At 63.9% G+C, this 20,534-nt stretch carries 18 protein-coding genes; 12 read left to right on the top strand and 6 right to left on the bottom strand.

The window, feature by feature from the left end; all coding sequences use genetic code 11:
* Positions 1–14 precede the first annotated feature (14 nt).
* Both HV711_RS22995 and HV711_RS22990 read right to left on the bottom strand, forming a co-directional pair.
* Entirely contained in the window at positions 15–542 is a 528-nt protein-coding gene (locus HV711_RS22995) for a chromate transporter (RefSeq protein WP_028362130.1), read from the bottom strand.
* On the bottom strand, positions 539–1,108 hold the full coding sequence (locus tag HV711_RS22990; protein WP_035478961.1) for a chromate transporter: 570 nt from the start codon (positions 1,106–1,108) through the stop codon (positions 539–541). The genes HV711_RS22995 and HV711_RS22990 overlap by 4 nt, the downstream gene beginning before the upstream one ends.
* 96 nt (positions 1,109–1,204) lie before the next feature.
* On the opposite strand from HV711_RS22990, the gene HV711_RS22985 reads away from it, so the two are divergent.
* On the top strand, positions 1,205–2,137 hold the full coding sequence (locus HV711_RS22985; RefSeq protein WP_035478959.1) for a transcriptional regulator GcvA: 933 nt from the start codon (positions 1,205–1,207) through the stop codon (positions 2,135–2,137).
* 83 nt (positions 2,138–2,220) lie between these two features.
* Here HV711_RS22985 and HV711_RS22980 read toward each other — a convergent pair whose 3' ends face one another.
* Positions 2,221–2,964 (bottom strand): LOG family protein, encoded by a 744-nt coding sequence (locus tag HV711_RS22980; RefSeq protein ID WP_013342013.1) that lies wholly within the window; start codon positions 2,962–2,964, stop codon positions 2,221–2,223.
* Position 2,965: 1 nt separating this feature from the next.
* Here HV711_RS22980 and polA point away from each other — a divergent pair, with 1 nt between their 5' ends.
* From polA to HV711_RS22965, 3 genes are all read left to right on the top strand, one after another.
* Positions 2,966–5,707, top strand: a complete 2,742-nt coding sequence (gene polA / locus HV711_RS22975; RefSeq protein ID WP_035478957.1) for a DNA polymerase I — start codon at positions 2,966–2,968, stop codon at positions 5,705–5,707.
* Between the two features lie 153 nt (positions 5,708–5,860).
* The gene (locus HV711_RS22970; protein WP_013591423.1) at positions 5,861–7,207 is read left to right on the top strand and encodes an NAD(P)/FAD-dependent oxidoreductase; all 1,347 of its coding nucleotides are present in this window, start codon (positions 5,861–5,863) and stop codon (positions 7,205–7,207) included.
* 87 nt (positions 7,208–7,294) lie between these two features.
* A complete protein-coding gene (locus HV711_RS22965) occupies positions 7,295–8,167 on the top strand; it encodes a dienelactone hydrolase family protein (protein WP_013591424.1) in 873 nt (290 codons plus the stop codon).
* Between the two features lie 124 nt (positions 8,168–8,291).
* Here the strand turns inward: HV711_RS22965 and HV711_RS22960 are convergent, their stop codons facing one another.
* Together HV711_RS22960 and HV711_RS22955 are read right to left on the bottom strand one after the other, a co-directional pair.
* Positions 8,292–9,161: a sulfurtransferase gene (locus HV711_RS22960; protein ID WP_013591425.1), complete on the bottom strand. Its 870-nt coding sequence runs from the start codon at positions 9,159–9,161 to the stop codon at positions 8,292–8,294.
* Positions 9,162–9,322: 161 nt separating this feature from the next.
* Positions 9,323–10,429 carry an aromatic ring-hydroxylating oxygenase subunit alpha gene (locus tag HV711_RS22955; protein WP_013591426.1) on the bottom strand — a complete coding sequence of 369 codons (1,107 nt, stop codon included), beginning with the start codon at positions 10,427–10,429 and terminating at the stop codon, positions 9,323–9,325.
* 288 nt (positions 10,430–10,717) lie between these two features.
* On the opposite strand from HV711_RS22955, the gene HV711_RS22950 reads away from it, so the two are divergent.
* The 4 genes from HV711_RS22950 to folE2 all read left to right on the top strand — a co-directional run bounded on the left by HV711_RS22950 (position 10,718) and on the right by folE2 (position 15,024).
* Positions 10,718–11,026, top strand: a complete 309-nt coding sequence (locus tag HV711_RS22950) for an exodeoxyribonuclease VII small subunit (RefSeq protein ID WP_028362124.1) — start codon at positions 10,718–10,720, stop codon at positions 11,024–11,026.
* On the top strand, positions 11,023–11,904 hold the full coding sequence (locus HV711_RS22945) for a polyprenyl synthetase family protein (protein WP_014972785.1): 882 nt from the start codon (positions 11,023–11,025) through the stop codon (positions 11,902–11,904). The genes HV711_RS22950 and HV711_RS22945 overlap by 4 nt, the downstream gene beginning before the upstream one ends.
* Before the next feature lie 85 nt (positions 11,905–11,989).
* Positions 11,990–13,897 carry a 1-deoxy-D-xylulose-5-phosphate synthase gene (gene dxs, locus HV711_RS22940; protein WP_014972786.1) on the top strand — a complete coding sequence of 636 codons (1,908 nt, stop codon included), beginning with the start codon at positions 11,990–11,992 and terminating at the stop codon, positions 13,895–13,897.
* 320 nt (positions 13,898–14,217) lie between these two features.
* Positions 14,218–15,024, top strand: a complete 807-nt coding sequence (folE2, locus tag HV711_RS22935; protein ID WP_028362121.1) for a GTP cyclohydrolase FolE2 — start codon at positions 14,218–14,220, stop codon at positions 15,022–15,024.
* A 150-nt stretch (positions 15,025–15,174) separates the two neighbouring features.
* Here the strand turns inward: folE2 and tsaD are convergent, their stop codons facing one another.
* Complete coding sequence (tsaD, locus tag HV711_RS22930) at positions 15,175–16,203, bottom strand: tRNA (adenosine(37)-N6)-threonylcarbamoyltransferase complex transferase subunit TsaD (protein WP_014972787.1); 1,029 nt, start codon at positions 16,201–16,203, stop codon at positions 15,175–15,177.
* Positions 16,204–16,315: 112 nt separating this feature from the next.
* On the opposite strand from tsaD, the gene HV711_RS22925 reads away from it, so the two are divergent.
* From HV711_RS22925 to dnaG, 4 genes are all read left to right on the top strand, one after another.
* Positions 16,316–17,533, top strand: coding sequence for a BaiN/RdsA family NAD(P)/FAD-dependent oxidoreductase (locus HV711_RS22925; RefSeq protein WP_035478956.1), 1,218 nt, complete (start codon positions 16,316–16,318; stop codon positions 17,531–17,533).
* Positions 17,534–17,601: 68 nt separating this feature from the next.
* Positions 17,602–17,814 (top strand): 30S ribosomal protein S21, encoded by a 213-nt coding sequence (rpsU, locus tag HV711_RS22920; protein ID WP_013342001.1) that lies wholly within the window; start codon positions 17,602–17,604, stop codon positions 17,812–17,814.
* A 237-nt stretch (positions 17,815–18,051) separates the two neighbouring features.
* Positions 18,052–18,498 (top strand): GatB/YqeY domain-containing protein, encoded by a 447-nt coding sequence (locus HV711_RS22915; RefSeq protein ID WP_035478955.1) that lies wholly within the window; start codon positions 18,052–18,054, stop codon positions 18,496–18,498.
* A gap of 82 nt (positions 18,499–18,580) precedes the next feature.
* Positions 18,581–20,449, top strand: a complete 1,869-nt coding sequence (gene dnaG, locus HV711_RS22910) for a DNA primase (protein ID WP_035478954.1) — start codon at positions 18,581–18,583, stop codon at positions 20,447–20,449.
* Positions 20,450–20,534: the final 85 nt, after the last annotated feature.

Here is a 20,534-nt window from a genome sequence, read left to right as displayed (position 1 = left end):
GCTGCGCTCCCCGCTTACTGTCCAAAACCCGTCAGCCCGATCAAGCTACCCGCCGCCAGCAGCCACAGCGGATGAACGCGCGTCTTCAGCGCGATCGCTGCTGTGACCGCGGTAATCGCCCATGCAATCGCGGTCGAATCCGACGCTTGCGCGATCAGCGCCGCGCTCGCCGCGACGATGCCGGCCGTTACCGGCACCAGTCCCCATTGCGCGTAGCGCCGCCACGGCCGGTCCTTGAAGCGGTCCCACGCGTGCAGCGCGAGAATCGTCACAATCGAAGACGGTCCGAACTTCGCGATCGACGTGACGAGCATGCCCGGCCAACCGGCCACATGCCATCCAATCAGCGTCACGATCATCAGGTTCGGGCCGGGCGCGGCTTGCGCGAGCGCGAATAGCGCGCTGAATTCGCTGGCCGGCATCCAGTGATGCACCTCGACTACTTGCCGCTGCATCTCCGGAAGAATGGTGTTGCCGCCGCCGAATGCGAGTAGCGAAAGCTGGCTAAAAATGATGGCGAGCGAAACGAGTGTGTCGTTCATTGCGCATTCCTCGATGCAACGTAGATGCTAAGCGGCGTCAACACCAGCATGGTGGGCAAAAGCGGCAGCCGCAGGATGGCAATCGCGATGAAGCCGAGCGCGGCGATCAGCGCGGCCATCGGTTTATGCCGCAACGGCAGCAGAATTTTTACGGCCATCGAAATGAGCAGGCCCGCCGCCGCGGCCGCGAGACCCGCGAACAGATGGCGCACGTGCGGATCGTCTTGCGTGTGCTCGTACAGCACGCCAAGACCGATTACCACGAGCGACGGCCCCGCAATCAGTCCGAGTATGCCGGCGAGCGCGCCCGGGATGCCGCGAAAGCGCATGCCCACGGCCACCGACAGATTGATCACATTGCCGCCCGGCAGGAATTGGCAAAGGCCGAGCAGATCGGTGAAGTCTTCGGCGCTTAGCCAGCGGCGCTGTTCGACGAGCGCGCGGCGCGCAAGCGGCAGCGCGCCGCCGAATGAGATGAGCCCGAGGCCGAGAAAACCGCCGAAAATCTCCCGCAGTGTGGGCTTGCGTGCCTCTGCGGCATCGAGTGAGGTGAGGTTGTGGTCCATATTGCTTCGCTTCCGTTCAAGCTCGGAAGATTAGCGCCGAACCGCCGCGCGACAAAACGATTTTTGGGCGCGGCTTTGTGATCTACAATCACAAGCATGGCTCGCAATCTTCCTCCGTTTCCCGCGCTGCGTGCCTTTGAAGCCGCGGCGCGTCATGAAAGCTTCAGCGCCGCCGCCAACGAGCTGCATGTGACTCACGGTGCAATCAGCCGGCAGGTTGCAGCGTTTGAGGCGTGGCTCGGCGTGCAGGTGTTCCAGCGTCACGGCAAGCGTGTCCGGTTGACGGGCGACGGCCGCCGCTATCTCTCCACGGTTCAGGCCGCGTTCGACAGCATCGCGCACGCCACGGACCAACTGCGCGACACCGGCGTCGTGCATGTGCTGCGCGTGAATGCGCTGCCCACCTTCGCAATGAAGTGGCTGCTGCCGCGCCTGCATCAGTTTCAGCGCAAGGTGCCGAACGTCGAGCTGAGGTTTGCAACGTCGAATGCGCCCGTGGAAAGACTGGACAGTTTCGACGTCGCCGTGCGGCGCGGTCCCGCGCACTGGCCGAACTGCGTGAGCGGCCATTTTCTCGGCGAAACCGAGGTGCCCGTGTGCAGTCCTGCGCTGCTGCAGCGCTCGCCGATCCGCACCGCCGACGATCTCGCGCGGCACGTCTTGCTGCATTCGGACACACGGCCCGATGCGTGGGGCAACTGGTTAGCGGCGGCGGGCGTCACGGCGAAATGCCGCAAGAAGCAGTCGTTCGATCACTTTTATCTGGCGTTGCAGGCCGCGGTGGATGGACTTGGCGTCGCGCTCGGCCCCTTGCCTCTATTGGCGGATGAGCTCGCGTCGGGCCGCCTCGTCATGCCGCTTGCCGGACCACGCCTGGACGCGCGCGGCTATTGGTGGGTCGCGCGGCGCGAGGTCGCGAATGCGCCGCTCGTCGCGCAATTCTGCGAATGGTTGCAAGCGCAAGGCGATCAGGGCGAGGGCACTGAAACGCAAGCCGAGGCGCATGCTCACGCTTCGCCGCAGACCTGAAACAAAAACGGGCAGCACACAGGCTGCCCGTTCGGCGTCCAGTTACGCGCGTGAGCGCGGACAAGTCACGCTAGACCCACACATTACAGATAGAACATCCGGTCTTCTTCGGACTTGGTCGGCTGCGGCTCGGCGCCTTCGCGATCCTCGTAGAACTTCAGCACCGCTTCGAGCACTTGATCCGGATCGTCGATCACCTGCATGAGGTCGATGTCGGTCGGATTGATGAGGCCCATTGGCGTGAGCGAATTCTTGAACCACGCGAGCAGACCTTCCCAGAACTCGGCGCCCACCAGAATGATGGGCACGTGGCGCGACTTCTTGGTTTGAATGAGCGTGAGCACTTCGGCCAGTTCGTCGAGCGTACCGAAACCGCCGGGCATGACGATGACCGCGTCGGAGTTCTTGACGAACGTGACCTTGCGCGTGAAGAAGTGGCGGAAACGCAGCGAGATGTCCTGCCACTGATTGCCGGACTGCTCATGCGGCAATTCGATATTCAGCCCGACCGAGGGCGCCTTGCCCGCATGCGCGCCTTTATTCGCGGCTTCCATGATGCCGGGGCCGCCGCCGGAGATCACGGCGAAGCCCGCATCCGAAAGTTTGCGCGCAATCTGCGTGGCCAGTTTGTAGTACGGCGAGTTCGGTTTCAGGCGTGCTGAACCGTAGATGCTGACAGCCGGGCGAATCTCCGAGAGGTACTCGGTCGCCTCGATAAACTCTGCCATAATCGTGAACATCTGCCACGATGCGCGGGCTTTTTTTGCCGTTGCGCGCTCTTGATCTGCGAGTGAACGCAGACTCGGAATCACTTTTCTCTTAGTCATAATGCCTGAAGAACGAAGCCTTGAAGGTAAGACCCTGCTATTGGTCGACGGTTCGAGTTATCTGTACCGGGCCTACCATGCGATGCCTGATCTGCGCGGGCCCGACGGTGGCCCCACGGGTGCGCTCTACGGGATGATCAACATGCTGCGGCGCATGCGCAAGGAAGTCACAGCAGAGTATAGCGCGTGCGTGTTCGACGCCAAGGGCAAAACGTTTCGCGACGACTGGTATCCCGACTACAAGGCGAATCGTCCTTCCATGCCCGACGATCTCTCGCGGCAGATCGAGCCGATCCATGTGGCCGTGCGCGCGCTCGGCTGGCCGCTCCTGATGATCGACGGCGTGGAAGCCGACGACGTGATCGGCACGCTCAGCACCGAGGCGGAAAAGCGCGGGATGAACGTGATCGTGTCGACTGGGGACAAGGATCTGGCGCAGCTCGTGTCGGATCATGTCACCCTCATCAATACGATGACCAACGAAAAACTCGACCGCGCCGGCGTGCTTGCGAAGTTTGGCGTGCCGCCGGAGCGCATTGTCGACTACCTGTCGCTAATCGGCGATACCGTCGACAACGTGCCGGGCGTCGAGAAATGCGGGCCGAAAACCGCGCTGAAATGGCTTACGCAATACGAGTCGCTGGATGGCATCGTCGCACATGCCGGCGAGATCAAAGGTGCGGTAGGAGACAATCTGCGACGCGCGCTGGATTTCCTGCCGATGGCGCGCAAACTCGTCACCGTCGAGCGCCATTGCGATCTGACCGATCACATCGCGTCCATCGAGGAAAACTTGCAAAGCCGCCCCGAGTCGCGGGAGGAACTGCGCGACGTGTTCACGCGCCACGGCTTCAAGACCTGGCTGCGCGAGGTCGAAATTGCCGACGCGGTGGAAGGGCCGGAAACCGATGTGCCGCCCGCGCTCACCGTCGACCACGAACGTCACTATGAAACCGTGCAGACTTGGGACCAATTCGACGCGTGGCTGCAAAGAGTCGAAGCGGCAGAGCTGACTTCGTTCGACACCGAGACTACGTCGCTCGATCCGATGACCGCGCAGATCGTGGGCTTGTCGTTCGCGGTCGAAGCGGGGCATGCCGCGTATGTGCCGGTTGCGCATCGCGGCCCGGACGCGCCGGTGCAACTGCCGCGCGACGAAGTGCTCGCGAAGCTCAAGCCGTGGCTCGAAAGCGCGAAGCACAAGAAGGTCGGTCAGCACGTGAAGTACGACGAACAGGTGCTCGCCAACTACGGCATTGAAATGCGCGGCATCGAGCACGACACGCTGCTGCAATCGTACGTGCTGGAATCGCACCGCCCGCACGACATGGACAACCTCGCGTTGCGCCATCTCGGCGTGAAGACGATCAAGTACGAAGACGTTGCGGGCAAGGGCGCGCAGCAAATCGGCTTCGACGAAGTCGCGCTCGACAAAGCCGCCGAATACGCGGCGGAAGACGCCGACATCACGTTGCGTCTGCATCAAACGCTGTACCCGCAGCTCGCCGCGGAGAATACGCTCGAGCATGTGTACCGCGACATTGAAGTGCCCACGTCGCGCGTGTTGCGCAAGATGGAGCGCACGGGCGTGCTGATAGACGCGGAAAAACTGCGTCTGCAGAGTAGCGAAATCGCCGCGCGCCTGATCGAGCTGGAAAGCGAGGCGTATGTGCTGGCGGGCGGCGAGTTCAACCTCGGTTCGCCCAAGCAGATCGGCCAGATTTTTTTCGAGCGGCTGGAGTTGCCGGTCGTCAAGAAGACGCCGAGCGGTGCACCTTCCACCGACGAAGAAGTGCTGCAAAAACTCGCCGAAGATTATCCGCTGCCCAAAATCCTGCTGGAACATCGCGGCTTGTCGAAGCTGAAGTCCACCTACACCGACAAACTGCCGCGCATGGTCAATGCAAGCACGGGTCGCGTGCATACGAACTATGCGCAGGCCGTCGCGGTGACGGGGCGTCTCGCGTCGAATGATCCTAACCTGCAGAACATTCCGGTGCGCACCGGCGAAGGCCGCCGCATTCGCGAGGCCTTTATCGCGCCGCCGGGCCACAAGCTCGTCTCCGCGGATTACTCGCAAATCGAGCTGCGCATCATGGCGCATATTTCGGGCGACGAATCGTTGCTGCGCGCCTTCTCGCAGGGCGAAGACATTCACCGCGCGACCGCCGCGGAAATTTTCAGCGTGACGCCGCTGGAAGTGTCGAACGATCAGCGGCGTGTGGCCAAGGTCATCAACTTCGGCCTGATTTACGGCATGAGCTCGTTCGGCCTTGCGTCGAACCTGGGCATTACGCGCGATGCCGCGAAGCTGTACATCGACCGCTATTTCGCGCGTTACCCCGGCGTCGCTCGTTATATGGACGAGACGCGTCTGAGCGCGAAAGCCAAGGGTTATGTGGAAACCGTGTTCGGCCGCCGCCTGTGGCTGCCGGAAATCAACGGCGGCAATGGTCCGCGCCGCCAGGCCGCGGAGCGCGCGGCCATTAACGCGCCGATGCAGGGCACGGCCGCCGACCTGATCAAACTCTCCATGATCGCGGTGCAGAAGTGGATCGAAGAATCGAACATCGGCACGCGCATGATCATGCAGGTGCACGACGAACTGATTCTCGAAGTCCCCGACGAAGAACTGCCCGAGGTCCGCAAGCGTCTGCCCGAGCTCATGTGCGGCGTGGCCGCGCTGAAAGTGCCGCTCGTCGCGGAAGTCGGCGCGGGGCTCAACTGGGAAGAAGCGCATTGACGGCCGTGTGACGGCGCGCGATAACGTCGTGTGCATGTCACACATGCGTTTTCACAGCTTGTGACAAAGCGTGCTGCTCGCGGACAATCGGTAAAACACACGCGCTCGCGCGTGCTTACGACGCACAACCCATCGGCAAATACGGAGAGTTCAATGCATCGTTTTATCGTCGTCGGCGGAGGCGCGGGGGGACTGGAGCTGGCAACCCGGCTGGGCGATCGCTACGGTCACAAGAGCCGGGGCGCGACGCGGGCGCAAGTTACGCTCGTCGACCGCAATCCGACTCATATCTGGAAGCCCCTGCTGCATGAAGTGGCGGCCGGCAGCATGGACCCGTTCACGCAGGAACTCGAATACGCGGCGCAAGCGCGCTGGCACGGCTTCGAGTTTCAGCAGGGCGAGCTGACGGGTCTGGACCGTGCAAGCCGGCGCCTCACGCTCGGCCCGGTTCTCGACGACGACGGCGCCGAACTGCTGCCCGAGCGGCAGCTGGAGTACGACACGCTGGTGATCGCGATCGGCAGCACCACGGCATTCTTCGGCGTGAAGGGCGCGCCCGAATTCTCTTTGGCACTCGACACCGTCAGCCAGGCCGAGCGCTTTCGCAAGCGCCTGATCGCGGCTTGCATGCGGGCCGAGCACCAGGCGCATGAGCCGGTCGAATCGGGGCCGGGCACGTCGCCTTCGTCGGAGCCGCGCATTCAGGTGGCGATTGTCGGCGGCGGCGCGACGGGCGTCGAGCTTTCCGCGGAATTGCGCAACACCGCGCAGGTGTTGTCCGCCTATGGTTTGCACAAGCTCGATCCGCGGCACGACGTGGGCATCGTGCTGATCGAGGCGGGGCCGCGCATTTTGCCGGCTTTGCAGGAACGCGTTTCCACGGCGACGGCCGAGCTGCTCACCAAGCTCGGCGTGAAGCTGATGACGAGCGAGACGGTCGCCGAAGTCGCGCCCGGCATTATCCGCACCGCGAGCGGCAAGACCGTGCGCGCCGATCTGACGGTATGGGCGGCGGGCATCAGGGCGCCGGCTATCCTGAGCCAGCTCGACGGCCTGCCGGTCAACCGTCTCGGCCAGCTCAACGTGCGCCGCACGCTGCAAACCGAAATCGACGACAACGTGTTCGCGCTCGGCGACTGCGCGGCATGCCCGTGGCCTGGCAACGAGAAGAACGTGCCGCCGCGCGCCCAGGCCGCGCACCAGCAGGCGAGCTTTCTGCTGAAGGCGCTGGCGGCCCGGCTCGACAACCGGCCGCTGCCGGAATTCACGTATCGCGACTTCGGCTCGCTCGTGTCGCTCGGCCATTTCAGCGCGGTCGGCAATCTCATGGGCGGGGTGATCGGCGGCAATATGCTGATTGAAGGGCTCTTTGCGCGCTTCATGTACATGTCGCTGTACCGCCTGCATATCGCCGCGCTGCACGGCTATGCGCGCATGGTGCTCGACACGTTCGCGCACTGGCTGCGGCGCACCACCTTGCCGCGCGTGAAGCTGCACTGACGGCGCTGCGGCCTTGCCGGCCGCATCTGCAACAGGAGACGCCCGAGGCGTATCCTGTTGCCTCCACATCTAATGAGGAGCGCGTGCATGCTGAACCCCGATGTCGACAGCCTGGTCCCGCACGTTCCCTTCGATCGACGAACCTTCATCAAGGCCGCGCTCGGCACCGGTTTTGCGGCCGCCGTGATGCCGGTGTCGGCGCAAACCATTCATACCGACAGCGAAGGCCTCGAAGCCGGCGAGATCGCCGTGCACTCGGGCGGCACGCTGGTGCCGGCCTACCGCGCACAGCCCAAGGGCAAGACGCGTTTGCCGGTGATTCTCGTGATTCATGAGGCGTTCGGCGTGCACGAGCATATCGCCGACGTCTGCCGGCGCTTTGCCAAGCTCGGCTATCTCGCCATCGCGCCGAACCTGTTTGTGCGCGAGGGGGATCCGATGGCGCTTCCCACCATCCAGCAAATCAGCCAGCAGATTCTGAACAAGGTGCCGGACGATCAGGCGCTGGCCGATCTCGACGCCACGGCGGCGTGGGCCGGCGAGCACGGCGGCGACCTTGATCGGCTCGGCGTGACCGGATTTTGCTGGGGCGGCCGCATTGCATGGCTGTACGCGGAGCACAATCCGCAGTTGAAGGCGGCGGTTGCATGGTATGGGCGCGTGGTTGGCGAGCGCACGGCCACCAACCCGGCCAGTCCGCTCGACCGCGTGGCCGACCTTCATGCGCCGGTGCTCGGTCTTTACGGCTTGCAGGACCAGAGTATTCCGCAGGCATCGCTCGAACAGATGAAGCAGGCCATTGCCCAAGGGCCGCAGGTCGCGCGCGCTTCGCAATTCGTCGTGTACGACGACGCGGGCCACGCGTTCTTTGCGGACTACCGGCCGAGCTACAAAAAGGCCGATGCCGAGGACGGCTGGCGCCGGGCGCTCGCCTGGTTCAGGCAGCACGGGGTGGCTTGACGCTCGTGTGAGCCGCTCGCGGGCGCTGCGCTCGCTTCACTTGCCTTGCTCGCTGCGAGAAAAAAGGCCGTTGCCGCCTGTCGGCGGTAACGGCCTTCTCTCTTTTGCGAACCTGTCCGACGCTTTACGGATTCGGTCCAGTCGCGACGGGCCGCTTAGGATCCGAACTCCACTCGCTCCAAGAGCCCGCATAGAGCGCCGCGCCGTGCAGCCCGGCCACTTCCATGGCGAGCGCGTTGACGCACGCCGTCACGCCTGAGCCGCATTGCAGAACGACATGTTCCGGTGCCGTGTCGCCGAGCAGCGCATGGAACTCGTCGCGCAGCGTATGGGCCGGCTTGAAGCGGCCGTCGGCAGTGAGGTTGTCCTTGAAGAAGCGATTGAGCGCGCCCGGAATATGGCCGCCGACGCGATCCAGCGTCTCGTTCTCGCCGCGGTAGCGGTCGGCGGCACGCGCGTCGACGACCACGCGCTCTTTCGAGCCGAGATTGCGCTCGACCATCTGCGCGTCCACGGTAACGGAAAGCGGGGCGCCCGCTTTGAAGTCGCCGGTGTTTTGCGGCGGCACATCCTGCGTGAGCGGCTGGCCCGCGGCTTCCCACGCCTGCAGCCCGCCGTCGAGCAGCGCCACGGCATCGTGGCCGAGCCAGCGCAGCAGCCACCAGGCGCGCGCGGCGTACATGCCGCCTTGCGCGTCATAGGCGACGACTTGCTGAGCTTGCTTCAGCCCGCGCGATTCCAGTGTTTCGACGAGCCGCGCGCGATCCGGCAACGGATGACGCCCGTTGGTGCCGTTCTTCGGCCCCGACAGGTCGCGGTCGAGATGCAGATAATGCGCGCCGGGCAGATGTCCGGCGAGATAAGCCTTTTCGCCGGCTTCAGGGTCGGCCAGATCGAAACGGCAGTCGATGACGAACACGCTGCCCGGCGCATCGGCGAGCCGTTCCGCGAGGTTCGTCGCGGAGATCAACGTGGTGTAGTGAGTGTGGGGCATGACGTCTCCTCGATGCGGGCGATGGCGGCCCGGTTGCCGGCGGCCTCGTGACGCGGCCGGATGGCCGGCCTACCTTGTAAGTCTAAACAAAAAAGACGGGCCGAAGCCCGTCTTTCGATGTTGATGCAAACGCGAATGAAGTTGCGTGACAGCGCGGCGCCTCAGAGGGTGCCCAGCTCGCGCCGCAGAAACTCGTGGAAGTGCTGCATGCCGTCTTCCATCGGGCTCTGGTACGGACCCACCTGCGACTCGCCACGTTCCATCAGCGCGCGGCGGCCCGCGTCCATGCGCTCGGCGATTTCGTCGTCTTCGCGAGCCGTTTCCATATAGGCGGCGCGCTCGGCTTCGACGAACTCGCGCTCGAAAAGCGCAATTTCCTCAGGGTAATAGAACTCCACGACGTTGGTGGTTTTCTGCGGACCGCGCGGAATCAGCCATGACACGACGAGCACGTGCGGATACCACTCGATCATGATGCCCGGGTAGTACACCATCCAGATCGCGCCGAACTCGGGCGGATTGCCGCCGCGAAAACGCAGCACCTCGTCGTGCCATTTGCGGTACGTGGGGCTGCCCGGCTGCTCCAGGTCCTTGTGCACGCCGACGGTTTGCACGCTGTACCAGTCGCCGAATTCCCACGTGAGGTCGTCGCAATTGACGAAACTGCCGAGGCCCGGATGGAACGGCGCGACGTGGTAGTCCTCCAGATAGACCTCGATGAAGGTCTTCCAGTTGTAGTTGCACTCGTGCACTTCGACATGGTCGAACATGAAGCCCGAGAAGTCGAAATGTTGCCGGGTGCCGAGATTGGCCAGATCGCGTGCGACGTTGCGGCCCTGTGCTTCGAACAGCAGCCCCTGCCAGTTCTGCAGCGAGGTGGCGCCGAGATTCAGGCACGGGTTGTCCGCGAAATGCGGAGCGCCGAGAAGCTCGCCTTTGAGGTCGTACGTCCAGCGATGCAGCGGGCAGACGATATTCTCCGCATGGCCGCGGCCGTTCAGCATGATGGCCTGGCGGTGACGGCACACGTTGGAGAGCAGCTCGACTTGCGATTGCTGGTTGCGAACGAGCACCCGCCCCTCGCGCTCGCTCGGCAAGGCAAAATAGTTCCCCACCTCCGGCACCATGAGATCGTGCCCGACGTAACGGGGACCTTTCTTGAAAAGGGTTTCGATTTCGCGCGTTAGAAGCGCTTCGTCAAAGTAAGCCGTGACTGGCAGTTGGCTGTGAACAGACCGCAACTGCAATGCATTGCTCAGATTGGACATTCCCACTCCCGATGAAGACGTGAAAGCAGTGAACAACCCAACCATCGAAGATTCGATTTAGGGAGCCCGAGATTATACCTGTTTCCCCTTCCTTGGGGCGGTTAAGTCACTGATTTGGGTCAAAAATGTCGGGAAAGTTCGGCTTTTTCGGCACAGACCGATCGATTTTTTTCTGCGAGACTGGCGGGGCGCACGCAGGCGGCCGAGCGGGCAGAAGGCGGGCTGGCAAATCCCATTTGTCGCTTTTGCCGTAGAATGTCCGACTTGTTTTAATTTTTGCGACTATTCATGGCGAAGACCGCGTCGAACGATGCCGCTGCGGCCCCGGGCGAGGGCGTCGACAACACGCCGCTGCCCGACAATTACGAGGCGGCGCAGGCAGAGCTGGAAGGGCTCGTCGCGCGCATGGAAAGCGGCAATCTGAGCCTCGAGGAGTCGCTCTCCGCCTATCGGCGCGGCGCGGCTCTCGTGGCGTTTTGCCAGCAGCAGCTCGAGAAGGTGGAGCAGCAGGTGCGCGTGCTCGACGGCGAGACGCTCAAGCCCTTGCCCGTGAATACAGCAGGAACAGCCGCTACTGGGAGCGGGGACGACCTATGACATTCGAACAATGGATGCGCTCGGTGCTCGGGCGCGTCGAAGCGGCACTCGAACATTATTTGCCGGCTGAAACCATCGAGCCCGCCAAACTGCACGAGGCCATGCGCTACGCGGTGCTGGGCGGCGGCAAGCGGGTCCGCCCGTTGCTGTGCCATGCAGCAGGCGAGCTGACCGGCGCGCGCGCCGAGTGCCTCGACGCGGCCGCCGCAGCGCTCGAAATGATCCACGTGTATTCGCTCGTGCACGACGACATGCCTTGCATGGACGACGACGCGCTGCGTCGCGGCAAGCCCACGGTGCACGTCAAGTATGACGAAGCGACGGCGCTGCTGGTCGGCGACGCGCTGCAATCGCAGGCGTTCGTCGCGCTGACGTCGGACGTCCTTGCGCCGGCGCAACAGGCCGCCCTCGTGCGCGAACTGGCTCTTGCGAGCGGTTCCATCGGCATGTGCGGCGGTCAGGCAATCGACCTCGCGAGCGTCGGCCACACCCTCACGCGCGAGCAACTCGAAACCATGCACCGCATGAAGACCGGCGCGCTGCTGCGTGCCGCGGTGCGCATGGGCGCGCTGGCGGGCGAAGCGCCGGACGCGAACGCCATGCGTTCGCTCGACGCCTACTCGGCCGCGGTCGGCCTCGCGTTTCAGGTCGTCGACGACATTCTCGACGTCACGACCGACTCCGCGACGCTCGGCAAGACAGCAGGCAAGGACGCCAAGGACGGCAAGCCGACCTACGTGTCGATTATTGGGCTCGACGCTTCGCGTGCGCTCGCCGCACAGTTGCGCAGCGACGCGCACGCTGCGCTCGCGCCGTTCGGCGCGCGTGCGCAGCGTCTGGCCGAATTGGCCGACCTGGTGGTGAACCGGGTCAGCTGAACGCGAAAGCCCGCCGCCGCGCGCCGTCCCCACAAGGCGCGTGTATGAAGTGCGGGCGCGTAAGTTTTCCTACAATGGAACGACGATGTACGACTTGCTGAAAACCATCGACGACCCGGCCGCCCTGCGCCGCCTCGATCGCCGCCAATTGCAACCGCTTGCCGACGAGTTGCGCGCTTTTGTGCTCGACAGCGTGTCGCAGACGGGCGGCCATCTCTCGTCCAACCTCGGCACGGTCGAGTTGACCATTGCTCTGCATTACGTCTTCGATACGCCGCACGACCGCATCGTGTGGGACGTCGGCCATCAGACGTATCCGCACAAGATCCTGACCGGCCGCCGCGACCGCATGAGCACGCTGCGTCAGTTGGGCGGCATTTCGGGCTTTCCGAAGCGCGACGAGTCGGAATACGACACGTTCGGCACGGCGCACTCCAGCACGTCGATTTCGGCGGCGCTCGGCATGGCGATCGCGAGCAAGCTGCAGGGCGACAACCGCATGGGCATTGCGGTGATCGGCGACGGCGCGATGACGGCGGGCATGGCTTTCGAGGCCATGAACAACGCCGGCGTCGAAGACGACGTGCCGCTGCTCGTCATCCTCAACGACAACGACATGTCGATTTCGCCGCCGGTCGGCGCGCTCAACCGCCATCTGGCGCGGCTCATGTCGGGCCGCTTCTACGCGGCCGCGCGCGCGGGCGTCGAGCGCGTGTTGCGCGTGGCTCCGCCCATGCTCGATCTGGCCCGCAAGCTCGAAGAGCACGCGAAGGGCATGATCGTGCCGGCTACGCTGTTCGAGGAATTCGGCTTCAACTACATCGGGCCGATCGACGGTCACGACCTGGATTCGCTCATTCCCACGCTGCAGAACATCAAGGAACTGCGCGGTCCGCAATTCCTGCACGTGGTGACGAAGAAGGGCCAAGGCTACAAGCTTGCCGAGGCCGATCCGGTGCTGTACCACGGCCCGGGCAAGTTCAACCCGGCCGAGGGCATCAAGCCGGCTGTCTCGCCGTCGAAGAAAACCTACACGCAGGTGTTCGGCGAATGGCTGTGCGACGCCGCCGAGCTGGACTCGCGCGTAGTCGGCATCACGCCGGCCATGCGTGAGGGCTCGGGCATGGTCGAGTTCGAGAAGCGCTTCCCGGATCGCTACTTCGACGTCGGCATCGCGGAGCAGCATGCGGTTACGTTCGCGGGCGGCCTCGCCGCCGAGGGCATGAAGCCGGTCGTCGCGATCTACTCCACGTTCCTGCAACGTGCCTATGACCAGCTGATTCACGACGTCGCGCTGCAAAACCTGCCGGTGGTGTTCGCCATCGACCGTGCGGGTCTCGTGGGCGCGGACGGCGCGACCCACGCGGGCGCGTACGACCTCGCGTTCATGCGCTGCATCCCGAACATGATGGTGATGGTCCCGTCGGATGAAAACGAGTCTCGCCAGATGCTGTACACGGCGCTGCAGCAGTCTTGCCCGACGGCGGTTCGCTATCCGCGCGGCGCCGGGACCGGCGTCGCGACGGTCAAGCAAATGGCCGCGCTGCCGGTCGGCAAGGGCGAAGTGCGCCGCGAAACCTCGCAGCCTGCGGGCAAGCGCATTGCGATCCTCGCGTTCGGCACGATGGTCGCGCCGTCGCTCGCCGCGGCCGAACAGCTCGACGCCACGGTGGCCAACATGCGTTTCGTCAAGCCGCTCGACGCCGAACTCGTGCGCGAACTGGCAGAGACGCACGACGCCATTGTCACTGTCGAAGAAGGCTGCGTGATGGGCGGCGCCGGCTCGGCATGCGTCGAAGCCCTGCTCGAGAGTGGGGTTATGCGGCCCGTACTACAATTGGGCCTCCCTGACCGCTTCATCGACCATGGTGATCCGGCCAAGCTGCTCGCCGCATGCGGGCTGGACGCCGCGGGCATCGCCAAGTCGATTCGCGAGCGCTTTCTGTCGAGCGGTGCGGTCGGCGGTCAATCGTCGGTGAAGCGGGTCGCTTAAGCACGTTGCTTAGCGTCCTCGTTAAGCAACCGGTTAGCGCCTCGATCTGCAACGCGGCGCGGCTCGCGATAAACGGCGCGGGCGGCGAGGGAAATTACAAGTGACCCGGTGGGCTGTGCCCACCATGGAACGCCGGCAGGGGCCGGCGTTTGCCGTTGCGATTTCTGCTTCGCGCGGCAACTGGCGCCTCCCGAACCCGTCGCTTCGCGAACGCCGTCAATCGGGCGTTCGTCTAACGGGGCAAGTTTCCTCTTTCAGCGAAACTCCCGTGAAGCGAACCACTGGGGAGCGGGCCGGCGTCTTCCTGAAAGGACAACAACATGAATCAGATGAATCCCGCCTTTGTGATGCCCGACGTGCAAAGCACGCCTGATACCCGACAGATTCCGATTCAGCGGGTTGGCGTCAAGGCGGTGCGCCATCCGCTGACGGTGCGTACATCCAGCGGCGACGTGCAGCCGACGGTCGGCACGTGGAATCTCGACGTGCATTTGCCTGCCGATCAGAAAGGCACGCACATGTCGCGCTTCGTTGCGTTGCTCGAAGAAAACAAGGCGCCGCTCGAACCGGCCACCTTCCGCGCGATGCTCGCCGCCATGCTCGAAAAACTCGAGGCAGAGGCGGGCCGCATCGAAGTGTCGTTCCCCTACTTCGTGAACAAGACGGCGCCCGTGTCGGGCGTGCAAAGCCTGCTCGACTACGAGGTCACGCTGAGCGGCGAGACACGCAATGGCGCGACGCGCCTGTTCCTCAAAGTGATGGTGCCGGTCACGAGCCTCTGCCCGTGTTCGAAGAAGATCTCGCAGTACGGCGCGCACAACCAGCGCTCGCACGTCACGATCAACGCGGAACTGGCGGGCGAGATCGCGGTGGAAGACCTGATCCGTATCGCCGAGGAAGAAGCGTCGTGCGAACTGTGGGGCCTGCTCAAGCGTCCGGATGAGAAGTTCGTGACCGAGCGCGCCTACGAAAATCCGAAATTCGTCGAGGACCTGGTGCGCGACGTTGCACAGCGTCTGAACGCGGACGAGCGGATCGTCGCGTATGTGCTGGAGGCGGAAAACTTCGAGTCGATCCACAATCACAGCGCCTATGCCGTGATCGAGCGCGACAAGCGCGGGGTCTGAAGCCCGCAGTCGGTTCCCTGCAGCGACGGATCAGATCACGAACGTCAGAAGGACCTCATGAAAAAGCCGCTCTTTCGAGCGGCTTTTGTTTGTTCGGCTGTCAGATCGTGGCGCGTAATCCGACGCTTTATCCGAAGCTTTATCCGAAGCCTACCGCGCAAGCGATGTCAGATCCCAGCGCGGCTTAACCGTAAAAGCGTAGTCTTTGCCCGATTGCTCTGGCCAACGCTGCAGCCGCAATGCGCCGGCCAGCGCGATCATGGCGCCGTTGTCCGTGCACAGCGACAGATCCGGGTAGTGCACATAGAAGTTGCGCTTGTGCGCCGCCGCCGAAAGCGCCTCACGCAATTGCCGGTTCGCGCCCACACCCCCAGCGACCACGAGCCGGTTCAGCTTCGTGCGCTTGAGCGCGGCCAGCGACTTGGTGGCCAGCACGTCGACGGCTGCGTCGACGAAACCGCGTGCCAGATCCGCCTTCGCCTGCTCGCAGATGTTGGCGCCGCCGAGCTTTTTGGCGTGCGTGAGCACGGCGGTCTTCAGGCCGCTGAAGCTGAAATCGAGGTCGCCGGAATGCAGCATGGGCCGCGGCAGGACCACCGCGCCCGGCGTGCCGAACTCCGCCATGCGCGAAACTTCCGGCCCGCCCGGATAGCCGAGGCCGAGCAGCTTGGCGGTTTTGTCGAAGGCTTCGCCGGCGGCGTCGTCGAGCGTTTCGCCGAGCGTTTCGTACACGCCCACGTCGGTCACGCGCATGAGCTGCGTATGGCCGCCCGACACCAGCAGCGCCACGAACGGAAACGGCGGCGGCTCGTTGACGAGCAGCGGCGACAGCAAGTGTCCTTCGAGATGATGGATGCCGATGGTCGGCTTGTCCCACGCCATGGCGAGCGAATTCGCCACGCTCGCGCCGACCAGCAGCGCGCCCGCGAGCCCCGGGCCTTGCGTATAGGCAATGGCGTCGATGTCGGCGCGTGCGGCGCCCGCGCGCTGCATCACTTCTTCGAGCAAGGGCAGCGCGCGCCGGATATGGTCGCGCGAGGCCAGTTCGGGCACGACGCCGCCGTACTCGCGGTGCATGGCGATTTGCGAATGCAGCGCGTGCGCGAGCAGGCCACGCTCCGTGTCGTAGAGCGCGAGGCCGGTTTCGTCGCAGGAGCTTTCGATGCCGAGAACGAGCATGTGAGATGGGTTTGGCAGGCTCTGCCGAGCAGCCCGGAAACGCAAAAAGATAAGCCTGAAAGTATAGCAGCGCGGCCAAGCCCTCGCAGACACGCAGGTACAATGCGGCCCCATGGAATCTTTCGATATCGCGGTGATCGGCGCAGGCGCGGCCGGCATGATGTGTGCGGCCGTGGCCGGACAATTGGGCCGGCGCGTGGTGCTGATCGACCACTCGCAGCGTCTCGCGGAAAAGATCCGCATTTCCGGCGGGGGCCGCTGCAACTTCACGAATCTGTATGCGGGCCCCGGTAATTATTTGTCGGCGAATCCGCATTTTTGCCGCTCGGCGCTCGCCCGCTACACGCCGCGCGACTTCATGGCCTTGCTCAAGCGCCATCATGTGACCTGGCATGAGAAGCACAAAGGGCAGCTGTTCTGCAACGAATCGAGCGACGCGGTCATCAATGTGCTGAAGAACGAGTGCGACGCGGGGCGCGTCGCCTGGCGCACGCCGTTGTCCGTCCAGGAGGTGAGGCAGGACGCGGAAGGCCGCTTCACGCTCGACACGAATGCCGGTCCGATTGCGGCGCGGGCGCTCGTCGTCGCCACCGGCGGCTTGTCGATTCCGAAAATCGGCGCGACGGATTTCGCGTTCCGTCTCGCGAAGCAGTTCGGCCACAAGCTGATCGACACGCGCCCGGCGCTCGTCCCGCTGACGTTTGCCGCCGCCGACTGGGAGCCGTTTTCGGCGCTCTCGGGCGTGTCGCTGGAGGTGCGGATCGCGACCGGCAACAAAAAGACCGGCGCCGAATTCGAAGAAGATCTGCTGCTCACCCACCGCGGCCTGTCCGGGCCCGGCGTGCTGCAGATCTCGAGCTACTGGCAGCCGGGCGAGCCGATTCACATCGATTTGCTGCCGAACCGGGACGCCGCTGCCGCGCTGCTCGAGGCGAAGACCGGAACGCGCCGGCAGATCGCGAATCTGTTGTCGGAATGGGTGCCGCAGCGGCTCGCGCACGTGTGGCTCGAGACCCACGAGATTCCCGCGGAGGCGCGCGTGGCGGATCTGCCGGACAAGTCGCTGCGGCGTATCGGCGAGGCGCTGTCGCGCTGGACGCTCACGCCGAACGGCACCGAAGGCTACCGCAAGGCCGAAGTGACGCGCGGCGGCGTGGACACGCGCGATCTTTCGTCGGCGACCATGATGAGCGCCCGCGCGCCGGGCCTGTACTTTATCGGCGAGGCGGTGGACGTGACCGGCTGGCTCGGCGGCTACAATTTTCAGTGGGCCTGGGCGTCGGGCGTGGCGGCCGGCCAGGCCGCCGCCGAGTATGCCCGTGGGGCTTGACGGCGCAGTGGCTTTGTGTAAAAGCTCTGCTATACTCCTGAACCTTTACAAAGTTCCGTTATTGAAAAATGACGACCATCCGCGTAAAAGACAACGAGCCGTTTGAAGTCGCCATGCGCCGTTTCAAGCGCACCATGGAGAAAAACGGCTTGCTGACTGAACTTCGTGCGCGCGAGTTTTACGAAAAGCCTACAGCTGAACGCAAGCGCAAGAAGGCAGCCGCGGTCAAGCGTCATTTCAAGCGTCTGCGCAGTCAGATGCTGCCCAAGAAGTTCTACTGATTCTGGTGTTGCCGCCGTTCCGGGCCAACGGGTAGCGGCATCCAACCGGTGACGGTACAACGGGTACTGTCACCGGAAACACGGTCTTTTCAGACCACCCGGCAGGGTCGCATCCACTACGCATATTGCGCCAACCCGCTTGAGGAAGCCGTCCCAAGCGGGTGTTTGTGTTCATGCGCATGCTGATGTGTGGGCCGACGCGGCCGGTTCTCAACTTTCAACGCATTCAGGTGAGTGATGAGCCTCAAAGACCGGATCAACGACGATATGAAAGCCGCCATGCGCGCACGCGAGACCGAGCGTCTTGGCACGATCCGGCTCTTGCTCGCCGCGATCAAGCAACGTGAAGTCGACGAGCGCGTCACTCTCGACGACGCCGCGGTGACCGCCGTCGTCGACAAGATGATCAAGCAGCGCAAGGACTCGATCAGCCAGTTCGAAGGCGCGGGCCGCACGGATCTCGCGGACAAGGAAAAGGCCGAGCTCGCCATTCTTTCCACGTATATGCCCGAGCAGATGTCCGACGCGGAAGTCTTGGCCGAAGTACAGGCCGCCGTCGCGCAAACCGGCGCGGCCGGTCCGCAGGACATGGGCAAGGTGATGGGCGTGCTGAAGCCGAAACTCGCCGGTCGCGCTGACATGACGGCGGTTTCCGCGCAGGTCAAAGCCGCGCTCGCCAAATAGCGCGCGATTCGTCCGTCCGGTCCGCGTGCCCGCCATAGACGGCGGCGCGCGGCGTTGAGTCCTTCAGGCAGCGTCATTTACCGTGATTCCTCCGTCATTCCTGCAGGACCTGCTCAACCGCGTCGATATCGTCGACGTGGTGGGCCGGTATGTGCAGTTGAAAAAGGGCGGCGCGAACTTCATGGGGCTCTGCCCGTTCCATAACGAGAAAAGCCCGTCGTTCACGGTCAGTCCGACCAAGCAGTTCTATCACTGCTTCGGCTGCGGCGCCCATGGGACGGCGATCGGCTTCCTGATGGAACACGTCGGCGCGTCATTTCCCGAGGCTGTCAACGAACTCGCGCAGTCAGTTGGCCTGACGGTGCCGAACGAGCCTTCGCCCGGCTATGGAGGCGGCGCAGGCGGCGGCTATTCCCCGGCGGCTTCGAAGGCGGTTACCACGGCGCTCTCCGACGTGATGCAGACGGCCTGCGACTACTATCGCAAGCAGCTGCGCGAGGCACCGGGCGCGATTCAGTATCTGAAAAAACGCGGTCTGACGGGCGAGATCGCGGCGCGTTTCGGCCTCGGCTACGCGCCCGACGGCTGGCAGAACCTCGAGGCCGCTTTTCCGAACTATCGGGACGACTCGCTGGTCGAATCAGGTCTTGTGATCGTCAGCGAAAAAGCGGACGGGCAGGGCCAGAACCGACGCTACGACCGCTTTCGCGAGCGGATCATGTTCCCGATACGCAATGTAAAGGGACAGGTCATCGGCTTCGGCGGCCGCGTGCTGGACGGCGGCGAGCCGAAATATTTGAATTCGCCGGAAACGCCGCTATTTAACAAAGGCAGCGAACTGTACGGGCTCTTCGAGGCGCGGCTCGCGATTCGGGAACAGGGCTATGTGCTCGTCGTCGAAGGCTATATGGACGTGGTCGCGCTGGCCCAATTGGGGTTCCAGAACGCGGTCGCCACGCTCGGCACGGCCTGCACGCCGGTCCATGTGCAGAAACTGATGCGCCAGACCGACACGGTCATTTTCAGTTTCGACGGCGACTCGGCCGGCCGGCGCGCCGCGCGGCGCGCGTTGGACGCCTGTTTGCCGCACGCGGCGGACAACCGGACCATCCGCTTCCTGTTTCTGCCCGCGGAGCACGACCCGGACAGCTATGTGCGCGAATTCGGCACGGAGGCGTTCGCCGAGCAGGTCGAGCGCGCCATGCCGCTGTCGCAGTTCATGCTGAACGAGGTGCTCGCCGGCAAGGAACTGGACCAGCCGGAAGGCAAGGCGCGCGCGTTGTTCGACGCCAAGCCGCTCTTGCAGGCGCTGCCGGCCAATGCGCTGCGAGCGCAGATCATGCATATGTTCGCCGACCGGCTGGACGTGCCGTTCGACGAGGTGGCCGCGCTCTGCGAGGTCGATGCGCGCATTGCGGCGGCCGCCCGCTCGGCCCCGGCGCGCAAGGACCGGCGGAGCGTGACCGGCATCGAGGAAAAGACGCTGCGCAATCTTGTGATGTATCCGCGCACCGTCGCCGTGCTGGACGAAGAAGCGGAACAGGCGCTCCTCACCGTGACGCGGCACGGCGAACTGTTCGAGGAAGTGACCACGCACGCGCGCGCACTTGGCGAGTCGGCGGAGTTCCAGTTGCTCTCCGACCTATTGCGAAACGGGGCAAACGCCCCAACTTTCGAGGAAATCTTTCGCAAAATTCTGGACTATGATGAAAATGTCCGGGATTTGTTGCTGAAGGACCCGGAAGATGCGACCGTCATCGAGGAGCGGCGCGAGCAGGAAAGGATTGTCGGAGAGGAACTGAAAGCGGCGATTCTGAAGATGCGTTATGACGCTTATTGCGATCGTCTCGAGCAGCTTTCGCGGCAATCCCGGCATACGCCGGAGGAGTTCGCGGAACTCGCGGAGCTCAATCGGAAGCGGGCTGACATGAAGCGCCAGCTCGGCTTGTAGACGGAGGCGCAGAAACCTGAGTGGTATAATAAAAGGTTTCCAGCGGTTTGTTTTTCAAAGGGTTTTCCTAGCAAAGGCGAAAAGG

The sequence above is a fragment of the Paraburkholderia phenoliruptrix genome (assembly GCF_902859825.1).
Classification (GTDB): domain Bacteria; phylum Pseudomonadota; class Gammaproteobacteria; order Burkholderiales; family Burkholderiaceae; genus Paraburkholderia; species Paraburkholderia phenoliruptrix.
This window is presented reverse-complemented; position numbering and strand designations above follow the sequence as displayed.

Coding starts and splice junctions, on each gene's coding strand:
- HV711_RS22970 (WP_013591423.1), top strand. CDS start 5,861: ATGCATCGTTTTATCGTCGTCGGCGGAGGCGCGGGGGGACTGGAGCTG.
- HV711_RS22960 (WP_013591425.1), bottom strand. CDS start 9,161: ATGCCCCACACTCACTACACCACGTTGATCTCCGCGACGAACCTCGCG.
- HV711_RS22980 (WP_013342013.1), bottom strand. CDS start 2,964: ATGACTAAGAGAAAAGTGATTCCGAGTCTGCGTTCACTCGCAGATCAA.
- folE2 (WP_028362121.1), top strand. CDS start 14,218: ATGAATCAGATGAATCCCGCCTTTGTGATGCCCGACGTGCAAAGCACG.
- HV711_RS22915 (WP_035478955.1), top strand. CDS start 18,052: ATGAGCCTCAAAGACCGGATCAACGACGATATGAAAGCCGCCATGCGC.
- polA (WP_035478957.1), top strand. CDS start 2,966: ATGCCTGAAGAACGAAGCCTTGAAGGTAAGACCCTGCTATTGGTCGAC.
- HV711_RS22985 (WP_035478959.1), top strand. CDS start 1,205: ATGGCTCGCAATCTTCCTCCGTTTCCCGCGCTGCGTGCCTTTGAAGCC.
- rpsU (WP_013342001.1), top strand. CDS start 17,602: ATGACGACCATCCGCGTAAAAGACAACGAGCCGTTTGAAGTCGCCATG.
- dxs (WP_014972786.1), top strand. CDS start 11,990: ATGTACGACTTGCTGAAAACCATCGACGACCCGGCCGCCCTGCGCCGC.
- HV711_RS22955 (WP_013591426.1), bottom strand. CDS start 10,429: ATGTCCAATCTGAGCAATGCATTGCAGTTGCGGTCTGTTCACAGCCAA.
- HV711_RS22925 (WP_035478956.1), top strand. CDS start 16,316: ATGGAATCTTTCGATATCGCGGTGATCGGCGCAGGCGCGGCCGGCATG.
- tsaD (WP_014972787.1), bottom strand. CDS start 16,203: ATGCTCGTTCTCGGCATCGAAAGCTCCTGCGACGAAACCGGCCTCGCG.
- HV711_RS22990 (WP_035478961.1), bottom strand. CDS start 1,108: ATGGACCACAACCTCACCTCACTCGATGCCGCAGAGGCACGCAAGCCC.
- HV711_RS22950 (WP_028362124.1), top strand. CDS start 10,718: ATGGCGAAGACCGCGTCGAACGATGCCGCTGCGGCCCCGGGCGAGGGC.
- HV711_RS22995 (WP_028362130.1), bottom strand. CDS start 542: ATGAACGACACACTCGTTTCGCTCGCCATCATTTTTAGCCAGCTTTCG.
- HV711_RS22965 (WP_013591424.1), top strand. CDS start 7,295: ATGCTGAACCCCGATGTCGACAGCCTGGTCCCGCACGTTCCCTTCGAT.
- HV711_RS22945 (WP_014972785.1), top strand. CDS start 11,023: ATGACATTCGAACAATGGATGCGCTCGGTGCTCGGGCGCGTCGAAGCG.